This window comes from bacterium, from assembly GCA_017744355.1.
Lineage (GTDB): Bacteria > Cyanobacteriota > Sericytochromatia > S15B-MN24 > UBA4093 > JAGIBK01.
On the sequence record JAGIBK010000005.1, the window covers coordinates 381,671 to 396,124 of the forward strand.

The 14,454-nt window shown below is 67.5% G+C and carries 13 protein-coding genes and 1 tRNA gene; 8 read left to right on the forward strand and 6 right to left on the reverse strand.

Going from position 1 to position 14,454, the window contains the following annotated elements:
- The first annotated feature begins 22 nt into the window (after nucleotides 1-22).
- Nucleotides 23-96, forward strand: a tRNA-Met gene (locus J7643_14670).
- Between the two features lie 105 nt (nucleotides 97-201).
- Here J7643_14670 and J7643_14675 read toward each other — a convergent pair.
- Together J7643_14675 and ppc are read right to left on the reverse strand one after the other, a co-directional pair.
- Entirely contained in the window at nucleotides 202-792 is a 591-nt protein-coding gene (locus tag J7643_14675) for a cytochrome c (protein ID MBO9541830.1), read from the reverse strand.
- Nucleotides 793-833: 41 nt separating this feature from the next.
- Nucleotides 834-3,629, reverse strand: coding sequence for a phosphoenolpyruvate carboxylase (gene ppc, locus J7643_14680; GenBank protein ID MBO9541831.1), 2,796 nt, complete (start codon nucleotides 3,627-3,629; stop codon nucleotides 834-836).
- Nucleotides 3,630-3,703: 74 nt separating this feature from the next.
- On the opposite strand from ppc, the gene J7643_14685 reads away from it, so the two are divergent.
- Nucleotides 3,704-4,018, forward strand: a complete 315-nt coding sequence (locus tag J7643_14685) for a hypothetical protein (GenBank protein ID MBO9541832.1) — start codon at nucleotides 3,704-3,706, stop codon at nucleotides 4,016-4,018.
- 14 nt (nucleotides 4,019-4,032) lie between these two features.
- Here the strand turns inward: J7643_14685 and radA are convergent, their stop codons facing one another.
- The 4 genes from radA to J7643_14705 are packed head-to-tail and all read right to left on the reverse strand — an operon-like array spanning nucleotide 4,033 to nucleotide 8,495.
- Nucleotides 4,033-5,451: a DNA repair protein RadA gene (gene radA, locus J7643_14690; protein ID MBO9541833.1), complete on the reverse strand. Its 1,419-nt coding sequence runs from the start codon at nucleotides 5,449-5,451 to the stop codon at nucleotides 4,033-4,035.
- Nucleotides 5,452-5,492: 41 nt separating this feature from the next.
- Nucleotides 5,493-6,356: a sugar ABC transporter permease gene (locus J7643_14695; GenBank protein ID MBO9541834.1), complete on the reverse strand. Its 864-nt coding sequence runs from the start codon at nucleotides 6,354-6,356 to the stop codon at nucleotides 5,493-5,495.
- Nucleotides 6,357-6,360: 4 nt separating this feature from the next.
- Complete coding sequence (locus J7643_14700) at nucleotides 6,361-7,284, reverse strand: sugar ABC transporter permease (GenBank protein ID MBO9541835.1); 924 nt, start codon at nucleotides 7,282-7,284, stop codon at nucleotides 6,361-6,363.
- A complete protein-coding gene (locus J7643_14705) occupies nucleotides 7,281-8,495 on the reverse strand; it encodes an extracellular solute-binding protein (GenBank protein ID MBO9541836.1) in 1,215 nt (404 codons plus the stop codon). The genes J7643_14700 and J7643_14705 overlap by 4 nt, the downstream gene beginning before the upstream one ends.
- 241 nt (nucleotides 8,496-8,736) lie before the next feature.
- Here J7643_14705 and J7643_14710 point away from each other — a divergent pair, with 241 nt between their 5' ends.
- From J7643_14710 to J7643_14735, 6 genes are all read left to right on the forward strand, one after another.
- The gene (locus J7643_14710) at nucleotides 8,737-9,489 is read left to right on the forward strand and encodes a HAMP domain-containing histidine kinase (protein MBO9541837.1); all 753 of its coding nucleotides are present in this window, start codon (nucleotides 8,737-8,739) and stop codon (nucleotides 9,487-9,489) included.
- A 43-nt stretch (nucleotides 9,490-9,532) separates the two neighbouring features.
- Complete coding sequence (gene trpC / locus J7643_14715; GenBank protein MBO9541838.1) at nucleotides 9,533-10,297, forward strand: indole-3-glycerol phosphate synthase TrpC; 765 nt, start codon at nucleotides 9,533-9,535, stop codon at nucleotides 10,295-10,297.
- The gene (locus tag J7643_14720) at nucleotides 10,294-10,944 is read left to right on the forward strand and encodes a phosphoribosylanthranilate isomerase (GenBank protein ID MBO9541839.1); all 651 of its coding nucleotides are present in this window, start codon (nucleotides 10,294-10,296) and stop codon (nucleotides 10,942-10,944) included. Before trpC ends, J7643_14720 begins: the two co-directional genes overlap by 4 nt.
- Before the next feature lie 22 nt (nucleotides 10,945-10,966).
- On the forward strand, nucleotides 10,967-12,046 hold the full coding sequence (locus J7643_14725) for an HD-GYP domain-containing protein (GenBank protein MBO9541840.1): 1,080 nt from the start codon (nucleotides 10,967-10,969) through the stop codon (nucleotides 12,044-12,046).
- Between the two features lie 15 nt (nucleotides 12,047-12,061).
- Nucleotides 12,062-12,949 (forward strand): 50S ribosomal protein L11 methyltransferase, encoded by an 888-nt coding sequence (gene prmA, locus J7643_14730; protein ID MBO9541841.1) that lies wholly within the window; start codon nucleotides 12,062-12,064, stop codon nucleotides 12,947-12,949.
- Between the two features lie 730 nt (nucleotides 12,950-13,679).
- On the forward strand, nucleotides 13,680-14,429 hold the full coding sequence (locus J7643_14735; protein ID MBO9541842.1) for a septal ring lytic transglycosylase RlpA family protein: 750 nt from the start codon (nucleotides 13,680-13,682) through the stop codon (nucleotides 14,427-14,429).
- The last annotated feature ends 25 nt before the right edge of the window (nucleotides 14,430-14,454 follow it).

The window sequence follows — 14,454 nt, forward strand, 5'->3', positions numbered from 1 at the left end:
TCGAAGCTTGCTATATTAGATCTGCGGGGTAGAGCAGTCCGGTAGCTCGTCGGGCTCATAACCCGAAGGTCGTAGGTTCAAATCCTGCCCCCGCAACTCAGACGCCGGTCCCTCAGGGGCCGGCGTTTTTTTCGTTCGATGCTCGTTCAGCAAAACGCCCCCGCCCGATCATCGGGTGGGGGCGTTTCAAGGCGTGGGGTTTTAGCGCAGGGCCTTGACCTGGTCGGGGCTGACGGCGCCACCCTTGTTGCCCCAGGTGGTGCGCTCGTAGGTGACGACCGCGGCGATGTCTTCGTCGGTCAGCTGGCTGAACGGAGGCATGGCGCCGTTGTACTGCTTGCCCTTGACGGTGATGGGGCCCGACTTGCCCTTGAGCACGGTCTTGATGTGCTCGGCCGCATCGCCGTTGGGGATCTCGCCGCCCGCGAGCGGCGGGAAGACGTTGGGCATGCCTTCGCCGTTGGCCTGGTGGCACGAGGCGCAGTTGGCGGCGTAGACTTTCTCGCCCTTGGCCTTGAGGGCGGCTTCGTCCACCGCGGCGGGGCTGGCCGCCTGGGTGGTGGGGGCGGCGGGACTCTCAGCGGCGGGGGGCGCGCTGGGCGTGGTTTCGGCCTTCTTCTCCTCGGCGGGCTGGCAGCCGGCGAGCGAGAGGGCGAGACCGAGGCCGAGCAGGATGACGGTGGGTTTCAAACGGAATCCTCCTATCCACGTGGGAACCTGCTCGGAAGCATACCTCGCTTGAAGAAGGATGTCGATCGCCCGAGCGCTAAACCCTTTGATGAAGCGGAGCAGAGGGGTAAGCGTTAGGCCTGGGCGGCTTTTTCCTTTGGGGCTTAGCCCGTGTTGCGTAGCCCGGCGGCGATCCCCGTGATGGTGAGCGCCAACGCGCGATCCAGATCCTCGTCGGGCTTTTTGCTCGCGCGCTTGCGACGCAAGAGGTCGACCTGCAAGTGGTTGAGCGGGTCCACGTAGGGGTTGCGCAGCCGGATGGATCGCGCGAGCATCGGCTGGCGTTCGAGCAATTCTTTCTGCTCCGAGATGACGAGGATGGCCGCGCGGGTCCGGTCGTACTCTTCCTGGATCCGTTCGAAGAGGGCCGATCCTTCGCTGCCTGCGAGGCCCGCGTAGAGGCGGGCGATCGCCATGTCGGCCTTGGTGAGGCTGACCTCCAGGTTGTCGATGAGGGTCCGGAAGAAGGGCCAGCTCCGGTACCAATCGCGCATGACCTCGCGCCCGTCGGCTTCGCGGGTCATGAAGCTTTCGAGGGCCGTGCCGGCCGCGTACCAGCCGGGCAAGAGGCAGCGGTTCTGGATCCACGAGAAGACCCAGGGGATGGCGCGCAGGGACTCGATCCCCCCTTCGCGCCGACGCGAGGGTCGCGAGCCGATCTTGAGCGACTCAATCTCGGCGATGGGGGTGACGGCTCTAAAGAACGCAGGAAAGGCCGGGTCGTCGAAGACCAAAGCCCGGTACGTCTCGTAGGCCTCCTGCGAGATGCGCGCGAAGCGTTCGGCGCGCTCGGCCGCGTTGGGCGCCTTGTCGCCTTGCGAGGCGAGGGTGGCCATCAGGGTGGCGCTGACCATCTGTTCAAGATTGCGATCGGCGAGCGCCGGCTGGGCGTACTTCCAGGCGAGGACTTCGCCCTGCTCGGTGATCTTGAGGTCGCCCTGCACGCTGCCCGGGGGCTGGGCGAGGATGGCGCGGTGGGTCGGCCCGCCTCCGCGGCTGATGGAGCCACCGCGGCCGTGGAAGAGGCGTAGGCGCACTCCTTCGGCCTCGGCGAGCTCGGTGAGAGCTTGCTGTGCCTGGTACAGCTCCCAGGTGGCGCTCAGGATCCCGCCGTCCTTGTTGCTGTCCGAGTAGCCGAGCATGATCTCCTGCACGTCACCGCGCGCGCGAAGGGCGGCGCGGTAGGCGGGGTGGGCGAGCAGGGCGCAAAAGACGTCGGGGGCGGCCCGCAGGTCCGGGATGGTCTCGAAGAGGGGCACCAGGTCCAGGGCGGATTCGGCGGTGTCGTCGGGTCGGCGCCGGTAGAGGCCCGCGTCCTGCATGAGGGCGAGGACTTCCAGTAGGTCGCTCGGAGCCTCGGTCATGCTGACGATGTAGGCGTCGAGGGCGTCGGGGCCGAACTCGGCGATGGCCCGCGCGAGCATCCGCATGGTCTGGCGGGTTTCGGCCGGACCCGCTTCGAGGCGGGCCTCGGAGGGCAGCAAGGGGCGCGAGCTGGAAAAGACCTGAGCGAGGGCGGCTTGGCGGCCCGCCTCGTCCTGCTTGCCGTAGTCCGAGGCGACTCCCGCCTCGCGCAGGATGGCGTCGAGGGCCTCGTCGTGGTTGCGGGAGTTCTGCCGCACATCCAGGGTCGCGAGCTGGAAGCCGAAGGCCTCGACCTGGCGACGCAGGGTCGCAAGCTCCTGGTCGGCGACGATGCTCGCCCCTTGCGCGCGCAGGGCCTGGTCCATCAGGCGCAGGTCCGCGGCGAAGGCGGCAGCACTCGTGTACCGCTCGGGAGCGTCGGGCTTGGTGACGGCCTCGAGCCGGGCGCGCATGAGCGCGAGCATCTGCCGGTAAGGTTCGTGCGGGTTGCGGGCGCGCACCTGGGCGAGGCGCTCTGGGAAGAGCAGGCCTAATCCTTCGATGACTTCGTACAGCTCGGGGAGGGCGGGGTGCTCGCGGTCGGAGAAGGAGTAGCGGGTCCAGAGGGCGTCGAGGGAGCGCTCATACAGGTCGAGGGCCTCGGCGCGCAGGCGCGTGAGGGTGCGCCAGGTGGTCTCGGCGGTGACGAAGGGGTTGCCGTCGCGATCGCCTCCGATCCAGGTGCCCAGGCGCACTGCCGCCGGCACCTCGAAGCGCTCGTCGGGGTAGGCCTCATCGAGCGCGCTCGTCATGTCGCGCTGCAGGCGCGGCAGGGCCTCGAAGAGGGTCGAGCGGAAGTAGTAGAGGGCGCTGGTCAGCTCGTCGTCGACGGTAGGGCGCGCTTCGCGGATCTCGTCGGTCTGCCAAAGGGTGGTCAGCTCCGCGCGGATGGCGTCGTCCTGGCGTTCGCACTCGGTGGGCGTCAGCTCGCAAGCGTCGCGCGCAAAGAGCAGGTGCCCGATCCGCGTCCACTTGCTGAGCACGCTCTTGCGGTTGGGCTCGGTGGGATGGGCGGTGACGACGAGGCCGAGCCGGAGACGATCGAGGGCGTCTTGCAGGGCCTGGGGCGTGACTCCTGCGGCGTGCATGTGGCAGAAGGTGTCGAGCAAAGAGCCCGGCTGGGGCGGAGCGTGGGGATCCAGCTGGATGGCGCGGCGGCGGCGCACCCGGTGGTGCTGCTCGGCGGCGTTGACCAGGCCGAAGTAGATGGCGAAGGCGCGGATGACCCCGGTGGCTTCGTGCACGTTCAAGGACGAGACCAGGTCGCAGATGGCGTCCTCATGGTCGGTGGTCGGGTCCTGCCGGAAGCCCTTGGAGAGGGCGCGCAGCCGCTCTTCGAGCTCGTAGAGGCTCTCGCCGCCTTGCTGTCGGAGGGTCTCTCCCAGGAGCTCGCCCAGCCAGCGGATGTCGTGGCGTAGCGGAGCGTCCTTGTCCGGGCCGTCGTGCGACGGAGGCAAGGCGATGGGGGCGCGGGGCTGGATGATGCGACGCTTCATGGCGGGCCCTCCCGGTCTGTAACGAATTGTAGCAGAGATCCGGCATGCAGGCGGGAGCGCGTATCATGGAGGGCATGAAGCGCTCACTCTCTTCTCACATGGTGGATTGGATCGTCCTAGAGCCGTTGCTCTTCTTGGGCCTGATGGCGCTGCTCGCCGCCCGGGGGCCTGCCTCGTCGGTGGACTTGGCCGTGTTCATGGTCGTGGGGACGGCCGGCACGCTCATGAACCTCCTGGGGCTGTGGCTCTTCGTCTACATCGCCCTGTGGCGAATGGCGATGCCCGGTGGGCGCAAGGCGCTGTGGGCGATCGCGCTCCTCTTGTTCGCGCCCGTTGCGATTCCCGCCTTCCACTGGCTGTACTTGCGGCGCGATTTCCAGCCCGTTTAAGCCACCACGCTTGATTAAGTCAGCTGCTCGCTACGAGCGCTCTCAGGAGCGACCGTGGCCTTGACGATGGCATCGTAGAGGCGATTCACCCCCACGACCTCCAGGCCCTTGGGTAGCCGCAGGCTCTTGTCGTCCAGGCTGTGCGACGGCACGATGGCCTTGGTGAAGCCGAGCTTCGCGGCCTCCTTGAGGCGCGCCTCCAGGCCGTTGATGCCGCGGATCTCGCCGTTGAGGCCGACCTCGCCCATGGCGATCGTTTCGGGGTCGAGCGCCACGTCCCGCATGCTGCTCGCCACCGCGAGCGCCACGCCGAGGTCGCCCGCGGGCTCCTCGATGGAGAGGCCGCCCACCACGTTCACGTAGACGTCGTACTTGGAGAGCGGTAGGCCCACGCGCTTTTCGAGCACCGCGAGGATCTGCACCATGCGGTTGTGTTCGATGCCGTTCGCCGCACGGCGCGGGCTTGCGAGCGTGCTGGGGCTGACCAGCGCCTGGATCTCGACCAAGAGAGGACGCGTGCCCTCCATGGTGGGGACGATGGCCGAGCCGGTGGTCTCCTTGGTGCGCTCGGCGAGAAAGACCGCCGAGGGGTTGGTGACCTCGATCAGGCCCGCTTCCTGCATCTCGAAGAGGCCCACCTCGTTGGTCGAGCCGAAGCGATTCTTGACAGCGCGGACCAGCCGGTAGCTCTTAAAGCGATCGCCCTCGAAGTACAGCACCGTGTCCACCATGTGCTCGAGCACGCGGGGACCGGCGAGGGTTCCCTCCTTGGTGACGTGCCCGACGATGCACAGGCTGATGCCCTGGTCCTTGGCCAGGCGCATCAGGGTGCCGGTGGCGCCCCGGACCTGGGAGACCGAGCCCGGCGCCGAGTTGAGGTCGGGGTCGTAGATGGCCTGGATCGAGTCGATGACGGCCCACTCGGGCTGCACCTCGGAGAGGGTCGCCGCGATGACCGACATGTCGGTCTCGGCGAGCACGTAGAGGTGGTCGTTCTCGGCGCCGAGGCGCCGCGCGCGCATGCTGATCTGGCGGGCCGACTCCTCGCCCGAGACGTAGAGCACGCGGCGCCCGATTGCCGCCAGGTTTTGAGCGACCTGCAAGAGCAAGGTCGACTTGCCGATGCCCGGATCCCCACCCAGGAGCACCAATGAGCCTGGTACCACGCCGCCGCCGAGCACCCGATCAAGCTCATCGAGGCCGCTGCTGAAGCGCTCCTCGTCCTGGATGGAAACGTCTCGGAGGCGCTGGGGCGCACGGCCGATGGCGGGCGATTTGAAGGTGCCGGCCTTGGTGCCGCCGGTGGGCGCCGGGGCCGAGATGGCTTCCTCCACCAGGGAGTTCCAGGCGTTGCACTCGGGGCACTTGCCCATCCAGCGGGGCTGCTCGGAGGCGCACTGCTGGCAGACGTACTTGGTCTTGATCTTGGCCATGGGGGATCCTCGAATCTCGATTAAATGTTCGAGATTCTATTCTACCCCTTCACGCCCCCGCTCGTCAGCCCCGACACGATGAAGCGCTGGAGAATGAGCATGACGATCACGACCGGCAGCGAGATGATGATGCTCATGGCCGCGAACTGGCTCCAGGGCTTGAAGGTCTCGTACTGCCCCACCATGCCGTAGAGGGCCATCGCGAGGGTGAAGGTCTTGGGGTTCTCGAGCATGGTCCAGGCGAGGATGATCTCGGTCCAGCCGGTCATGAACCCGAACAGGGCCGTCACCGCCACCGCGGGCGCCGAAAGGGGCAGCACGATCCGCCAGAAGGTCTGGCTGCGGGTGCAGCCGTCGATCAGGGCGGCCTCCTCCAGGTCCTTGGGCACCGTGTCGAAGTAGCCCTTCAGGTTCCAGATGGCGAAGGGCAGGGTGCCCGCTGCGTAGGCGATCATCAGGCCGATGAGCGAGGTCCGGATGTGCAGCGACGAGAGCAGGACGTAGAGCGGGGCGATCGAGCAGACCGCGGGGAACATCTGCAGCACGATGAAGAGCATCATGCCGGCCTTCCGGCCGGGGAAACGCAGCCGGGAGAAGGCGTAGGCCCCCGACGCACCGAACAGGATCCCGAAGGCGGTGGTGCCGAGTGACACCAGGAGGCTGTTGCCCAACAGCTGCCAGAACGAGACGCCGTCGATCTCGGTCGGGTTGATCAAGACCTGCTTGAAGGCCTCGAACGAGATGCCGCGCGGGATGAGGTGCAGCTCGGTCGGCCGTGCCACCGAGCTGGGGTCCAGGGCCATGGAGACGACCCACAGCACCGGGAAGAGGGAGAAGGCGCAGAATAGGACGAGGACCAGGTGGATCAGCCCCAGCTTGAGGGGGTGTTGCTTCTTACCAACCATGCGATCAGACCTCCTCGGCCGCCTTGGTCAGGCGGAGATTCAGGAGCGTGAAGCCCAGGAGGATGAAGAAGATGACCACCGCGAACGCCGAGGCCACCCCGTACATGCCGGCGTCGACCAGCTTGTAGGCCTGGGTGATGAGGATCTGGGTCTTGCCCAGCGGGTTGCCCTGGGTCACGAAGTAGATCACGTTGAACTGGTTGAAGGTCCAGATGAAGCCCAGCATGATGGCCGGCACCATGGCGGGCCGCAGCATGGGGACGGTCACCGTCCAGAACTGCTGGAAGGGGTTTGCCCCGTCCAGGTCCGCCGCCTCGTACAGGTCCGAAGGGATGGCCTGGAGGGCACCCGAGGCCACCATCATCATGAAGGGGAAGCCGAGCCAGACGTTGACCAGCAGCACCGCGTAGAAGGCGAGCGGGAACTGCCCCAGCCAGTCGGTGTTGGTGGGCAAGAAGGGCAGGAACTTGCTCCAGTCCTTCAAGAGCAGGTTGATGGCCCCCGCCTCGGGGTCGAACATGTTCTTCCAGACGAGGCTCGTGACGTAGGTCGGCACCGCCCAGGGCAGGATGAGCAGGGCCCGGTAGATCTTGACCCCCTTGAGGCCCGGCGTGTTGATGAGCAGGGCGAGCCCCACCCCGAGGCCCACGTGGAAGACCAGGTTCGCGACCGTCCAGAGGAGGTTGAAGCCCAGGACGTGGAGGAAGCTGAAGTCCAGGTAGGGGGCGTGCCGGAAGATGTCGACGAAGTTCTGGAGCCCGACGAACTGCGGGTCCTGGTGCCGGATGTGGCGCGGGCTGAAGTTGGTGAAGGCCATCCAGATCCCGTATAGCAGGGGATACAGCGTGATGGCGCTCATCACCAGCGCGGCCGGGGCGATGAAGCGATAGGCGGTGGCGGCGTCGGAGGCTTTGCGCTTCGGCGTCATTGCTTGCGCACCGCCTCGATCTTGGCCGAGATGACCTCGCGGGCTTCCGCGAGGGCCCGCGGAGGCTGCGCCACGTCGGTCAGGACCTTCTCGATCGCCTCGTCCATGGGGGCCCAGACCTCCTTCATCTCGGGGCTCGGCGGCAGCGGGGTGCCCCAGCGCGCTTGCTGGGCGAAGGCCTCGAGGCGATCGCCCGCAGGAATCTTGACGCCGCGCTGGGCGGGGATGTGGCCCGCTACGCGCTGCATGCGCTCGGCGGCCTCGGCGCCCGTCAGTGCCAGCGCCAGTTCCAGGGCATGCGCACGCTGCTTCTGGTGGCTGTTGGGGTTGAACATGACGCACTTGACGCCGACGAAGGGCACGGCGGGGACCCCCTCTTCGACCATGGGGAGGGGGGCGACGCCGAGCGCGTCGCCGAGGACCTGGCGGTAACCGCCGAGGGCCCAGGGGCCGTTGATGGTCATGGCGGCCTTGCCGTCGCGGAAGAGGCCGTCCGCGCGGCCGTAATCGCTCTTGGCGGCGATGCGCGGGTGCCGCTTGAGGTCGCGCAAGAGTCCGAGCCAGTGCTCCGCGCCGGGGCCTGCGAGTGAAACGTCGCCCTTGGGGCCGAAGAGGCCGCCGCCCATCCCGAAGAGGTAGCCTGCCGTGAAGAAGAACTGGGTGTTGTAGGCGAGCAGGTAATCGCCCTGCCAGTAATCGCGGGAGTTGGCCAGGGTGAAGAGGTCCTGCACGGTGGTGGGGGGCGCACCCGTCACCAGGCGCTTGTTGTAGTACAAGGCCAGGGTTTCGAGGCTCTCGGGCAGGGCGTAGAGGCGGCCCTCGTAGCGCAGCGCGTCCAGGGCGACCGGCAGGTAGCGCGAGAGGTCGCGGCTCGAGACGACCTGGTCGAGCGGCAGGATCACCTCAGACTGGGCGAACTTGCCGACCCAGTCGGTCGCGCCGAGGACCAGGTCCGGTCCGCCGTTGGCGGCCGTGGAACGCAGGTACTTGTCCTGGAGCTTGTCGGAGGGGACCTGGAGGGCCACCACCTCCACCTCGGGGTGCGCGTCGCGGAAGCTCGAAAGGGTCTCTTTGAGACCGGCGAGCTCGACCCCGCCCCAGGCGTGCCAGAGCGTGAGCGTCGTGCGGGACGTCTGTCGGTCGCACCCGGCCACCGACAGCACAAGAGTCAGGGCGGATGCCATGAGGACGGAAGAGACTCGTCGGGACACGCGCGCTCCTGTCGATGCAGGGGGTGGGGCGATGGACGTGATTGCCCGTTATATATCACGCTGGCCCGAAGAGCGTCAACGCAGCGCCACTGCGGGTGAGCGCCCCACACGCTTGCTTCGATCGATCTACAGAGGGAGTAACCGTGTTATATATTTAAAATCTTTCTGAAGACTTGTAACGAGTCACCGGTGGATCTCTGCCCGGATATCCACCGGCGCAATCGTGAGGCGAGGTGTCGGAATGACCACGAACATGGATGCCCCGACGACGTCCTTGACGGGTGCCGGGTCGGGCTTGGGGGACGTGCTCGCCAACATCGGGCATGAGCTGCGCACCCCGCTCACCATCATCCAAGGGCTTTCGGAGATCCTGCTCGACGAGCTCGACGTGGGCAACGTCGACGCCGATCAGCATCGCGACTTCCTGCGCCAGATCCACCGTGCCAGCGTCTCGCTGGGCAAGCTGGTGGAGACGAGCATCATGCTCACCAAGCTCAACGCCGGTCACCTGATCATCCACCTACAGCCGCTGCACGTGGGTGAGGCGATCGAGCGCGTGCTCGGTCAGTACGCCGATGAGGTCCTGGTCAAGGAGATCGAGGTCGGGCTCGACGTGGACGACGATCTACCCCTGGTCTGGGCGGACGGTCTTTGCCTGGAGCTTGCCCTCCAGGCCCTTCACGACAACGCCATCAAGTTCAACCATCAGCGGGGCCTCATCCGCTGGCATGCCCAGCCCGAGGGCGAGGTGGTGCGGGTGACGCTCGTCGACTCCGGGGTGGGGATCCCCGCCGAGAAGCTTCAATCCCTCTTCACCGTCTTCGGCCAGCTCGACAGCGGATCGACCCGGCGCTACGGGGGCCTGGGGCTCGGCCTTCCGCTCGTTCGCAAGCTCATCGAGAGCCTCGGCGGCGAGATCGCGGCGGCGAGCAAGGGCACGAACCAGGGGGCCTCCTTCACCTTCACCCTGCGTCAAGCGGCTGTGCTATCGTAGGAGGGCTTTTCCCGCCCGCGCCTTTCCATAGAAGGAGGTCCGCTTGACCATCCTTGACGAGATCCTGGCCTCCAAGGCCCAGGAGGTCGCCTCGCTCGTCGCGGGGACACCCCCTGTCCGCCGGACCGCCCCCCGCAGCTTCATGGCCCACTTGCGCGCCCACGGTCCGGTCGCCCTGATCGCCGAGATCAAGCGCAAGTCGCCCAGCCGCCCGATGATCCGCGAGGCCTTCGAGCCTGCCGCCATGGCCCGCGCCTACGAGGCGGGCGGCGCGGCGGCGCTCTCCGTTCTGACCGACGCGCCCTACTTCGGCGGCAGTCTCTCGGACATGGCCGCCGCGCGCGAGGCCGTCGGCCTGCCGGTGCTGCGCAAGGACTTCCTCATCGATCCCCGTCAGGTCCATGAGGCCTACGCCGCCGGGGCGGATGCGCTCCTGCTCATCGCGGCGGCGCTCACGGACGATCGCCTGCGCGAGATGATGGCGGTTTGCCGTGAGGTGGGCCTGGAGTTCCTGCTGGAGGTCCACACCCCCGACGAGATGCGCCGGGCGCTGGCGCTCGAAGCCCCGCTGGTGGGCATCAACAACCGCGACCTCAAGACCTTCACGGTCGATCTTGCCGTCACACGCGAGCTGGCGACCCTGGCGCGCACGGCCGAGCGCGTGCCCATGCTGGTCAGCGAAAGCGGTATCGCCAGCCCCGAGGACCGCAGCTTGCTCGAAGCCTGGGGGATCGAGGCCATGCTGGTGGGCGAGAGCCTTTTGCGCCAGCCCGATCTGACCCTCGCAGCGCGGGAGCTCTTGGCGTGACCCGGGTCAAGATCTGCGGCCTGACGAACGAAGCGGACGTTCACCTCGCGGTCGCCGAAGGCGCCCATGCGGTCGGCTTCGTGCACGTGCCTGCTTCCAAGCGCTTCGTGGATGCCGATCGCCTTGCCTCGCTCTGCCGCGCGGCGGGGCCCATGACCACGCGGGTCGCCGTCATCGCGGACCTTGCGCTCGACGAGGCGGCGGCGCTCGCCGAGACCTGCGCTTTGGACGCCTTGCAGCTTCACGGCTCCGAGGGGACCTCGTACCTCGCGGCCCTGCGCGGCCGTCTGCGGCCAGGGGTCTCTCTCTACAAGGCCCTCAAGGTGGAAGGCTCGGAGGCGATCGCCGAGGCCCATGCTTTCGCGCCCCTGGTGGATGCCCTCGTGCTGGACTCGGGGGGCGGGACGGGGCAGGCGTTCGACTGGAGCCTGGTCGAGGGACTCTCGACCGAGACCGCGTTGGTGGTGGCCGGCGGCCTGCACCCCGGCAACGTGGGCGAGGTCATCCAGCGCCTTGCGCCTCACGGGGTCGATGTGTCGAGTGGGGTGGAGGCGGCCGTCGGTCGCAAGGACCCCGAACGGCTGAGGGCGTTCTTCGCCGAGGTGCGCGCCGCGGATGCGTTTGCGCCCAGGCGAGCACGGGTATAGGACCAGCTGGAGGTATTCCCTTTTGCGCGCCATCGACATCGACAAAGCCCAGCCCGGCATGGTGCTCGCCAAGAGCATCTTCGCCCCCGACGGTCGCCCGCTCCTGCGGGAGGGGACGGCTCTCACCGAGCGGTACCTGACCGCCCTCAAGTCGATGAAGTTCGGCTTCGTCTACGTGGTGGACCCCCGCGCCCCCGAGGCGCGGCCGCGCGACACCATCTCGGACGAGCTGCGCCAGGAGGCCATCGGCGTCATCCGCGACACCTTCGGTCAGCTCGAGGGTAGCGGCGCTTCCAAGATCGGGGTCCAGCTCAACGCCGTGGCCCAGGTCTCCAAGCAGATCGTCGATGCGATCCTCGCGAGCCGGGACGTGTCGATCCAGATGGCAGACCTCAAGAGCCACGACAACTACACCTTCGCCCACAGCGTGAACGTCTGCGTGCTCGGCACCATCCTGGGCCACCGCATCGGCCTGGACGAGTCGCGCCTCAAGGACCTGGCGCTGGGCCTCATCCTGCACGACCTCGGCAAGACGGGGATCCCCCGCGAGGTCCTGGAGAAGCCCGGCAAGCTGACCGAGGCCGAGTTCGACCAGATGAAGGAGCACTGCCGCGTCGGCTTCGACACCATGCGCGGCATCATGAGCCTGTCGGCCCAGGCCAAGATCGTGGCCCTCCAGCACCACGAGAAGTTCGACGGCACCGGCTACCCCAAGGGGCTCCAGGGCGACGACATCCACATCAACGCTCAGATTGCCGCCATCGCCGACGTCTTCGACGCTTTGACTTCCGATCGGGTCTACCGCAAGCGCTTCATGCCGCATGAGGCCATCGAGTACCTCATGGCGGGCGCAGGCAGCCAGTTCAGCCTCGACCTGGTGACGACCTTCGTCGCCAACGTGGCCCCCTACCCGCCCGGGACCTTCCTCAAGCTCTCGACGGGCGAGACGGCCATCGTCGTGGACGTGGACATGGGCATGGCCAGCCGCCCGATCGTCAAGATCATTCAAGACGCCAAGGGCGAGACCCTCGAGTTCGCCCGGATCTTCGACCTCAAGCGCGATCGCACGGTCATGATCGCGAAGGTCCTCACCGACGCCTAAGCTTCAAAGGACACCATGAACTATCTCGAAGTCGCCTTCACCGTCCCCGCCCCCGCTGCCGAGGCCGTGGCCTGGGCCCTCACCGAGCACGGCCTGCCTGGCGTGGTGGTTGGCGAGCGCCGCCCCGAGGACCCCATCAGCGAGCACGCGGTCCTCAAGGCCTACCTGCCCCAATTGGACGCCGCTCCCGATCTGGCGGCGCTCGAGGCCGCGGCCCGGCAGGCGATCGCCTCGGTCCAGCTCGAAGGCGACGTGACGCTCGCGACCCGCGTGGTGCCCGAGGAAGACTGGGCGACCAGCTGGCAGCAGTACTGGCACGTGCAGCGCATCGGCGAGCGCCTGGTGGTCCGCCCCTCGTGGGAGGAGTACACCCCCGCGGCCGACGACGTGGTCATCACCCTGGACCCCAAGATGGCCTTCGGGACCGGCACCCATCCCACCACCCGCCTGTGCATGCGCGCCCTGGAGCGCCTCGCCGCCAAGGGGCCGCTCGGCCACGTCTACGACGTGGGGGCGGGCTCGGGGATCCTGGCGATCGCTGCCCTCTTGCTCGGCGCCCCCGACGCGATCGCGGTCGACACCGACCCGGTGGCGGTGGCCGCAAGCGAGGAGAACGGCGTCATCAACGGGGTCGCCGATCGCCTCGTCAACCGGGTGGGCAGCGCGGGCGACCTGCCCGGCCAGGCCGAGCTGGTCTTCGCCAACATCCTCGCCGAGGTCATCGTGGAGCTCGCTGATGCCCTCTACGCCGTCACGGCGCCGGGCGGCACCCTCATCGCCTCGGGCATCATCGAGCGCAAGGCCGATATGGTCGCCGAGGCTCTGAAGGCTGCCGGCTACCAGGTGATCGAGCGCGAGCCCGAAGGCGAATGGGTCGGTCTCACGGCCGTTCGGCCTGCTTAAAGCGGGCCTTTCGTAAGCGCGAAAAATTCCCTGCGCTTATTCATCAACTTGATTACAAAGGCGGGCGAGTAGTTGACATAATTCGCCCGTCTTTGACTTTCAAGCAAGAGATGTGATAACCTTCACACTTATGAAGGAATTTACCATTCGGTGCAGTCTCTCGCTTGCGATCGGCCTACACCTGGTCCTCCTCTCGGCTCCGGGCCTCGCCGAGCCCCTTTCGGAGCAATCGAAAGCGTTCGCGTCGACCACCGCGACGCCACAGTCCTACGCCACCCACGAAAACACCAAGGGCCGTCCCGGCACCTCCCGCGTCTGGGTGGGTGGGCGCGCCATCCTCACCTTCGACGAACAAAAGGATATCGCCGCGCGGAGTGTCAGTGACCGCCTCAACGCGCTACACGCACGTGGCGGCCTGAACCCGAACCAGGTGCGCTACGAGCGCCGGGGCGACCGCTACGCCCTGCTCGTCGGCAACCAGGACGTCTTCGTCTTCGCCGAGCGCTTCGCCCGTCGTCAAGGCGAGAAGCCCGAGACGCTCGCCGCGCGTTACACGCGCCAGCTCCGCGAGGGCCTGATCCAGGCCCCGCTCGCTCAGACCCCGAGCGCGCCGGTCGAGCCCCATCCCGTCGTGATCGCCCGTCAGCAGCCTCAGCCTCCGGTCGAGGTCCAGCCGGCGCCTCAGGTCGTCGAGGAGCCCCGGGTGCAGCCCCTCGTCGTTTCGCCGGAGATGCTTGCCACGACGAGCGTCATCGCCGAGGTCGAGGCCACCATGAGCGCGCCGAGCGCGCCGGCGCGTCCTGCGGCCTTCGCCACCTACGAGACCACCAAGGGGCGCCACGGCACCTCGCGCGTCTGGATCGGCGATCGCCAGGTCTTCGTCTTCGACGGCGACGACGGCACCATGGCCAAGCGCGTCAGCGACAAGCTGATCGCCCTCAACAAGCAGGGGGCGCTGCGAGCGGAGCGGATCATGCCCGGTCGCCGCAAGAAGGAGAAGCTCTACGTCGTCAGCGTCGGCGGCGAGGACCTCTTGACCTTCGATCAGGCTTTCGCGAACCGGCAGGGCACCCCGCCCACGACCCTCGCGCTGCGCTACGTTTCGCAGTTGCGCGACGCCCTCGGCGGCCGCTCGCTCCAGCAGCAGATCGCCCAGACCGCCTCGCGCGGCGGCTACGGGCGCCAGCAGGTCGGCGTCGCCTCCTGGTACGGCGGCTTCTTCCACGGCCGACGTGCCGCGGACGGTTCGCGCTTCGACCAGAACGACTTCACGGCGGCCCACAAGACCCTGCCCTTCGGCACGCTCTTGCTCGTCACCAACCTCACGACCCAGCAGAGCACCCTGGTGCGGGTCTCGGACCGCGGGCCCTACATCCCGGGCCGGATGATCGACCTCAGCCGTGGCGCGGCCAAGGCCATCGGCATGCTCGGTTCCGGGGTGTCCAAGGTCCGAGTGACGATCTTCAAGCCCAAGCAGTAACCAAACAAAGAGGGCGGGCGCGGTT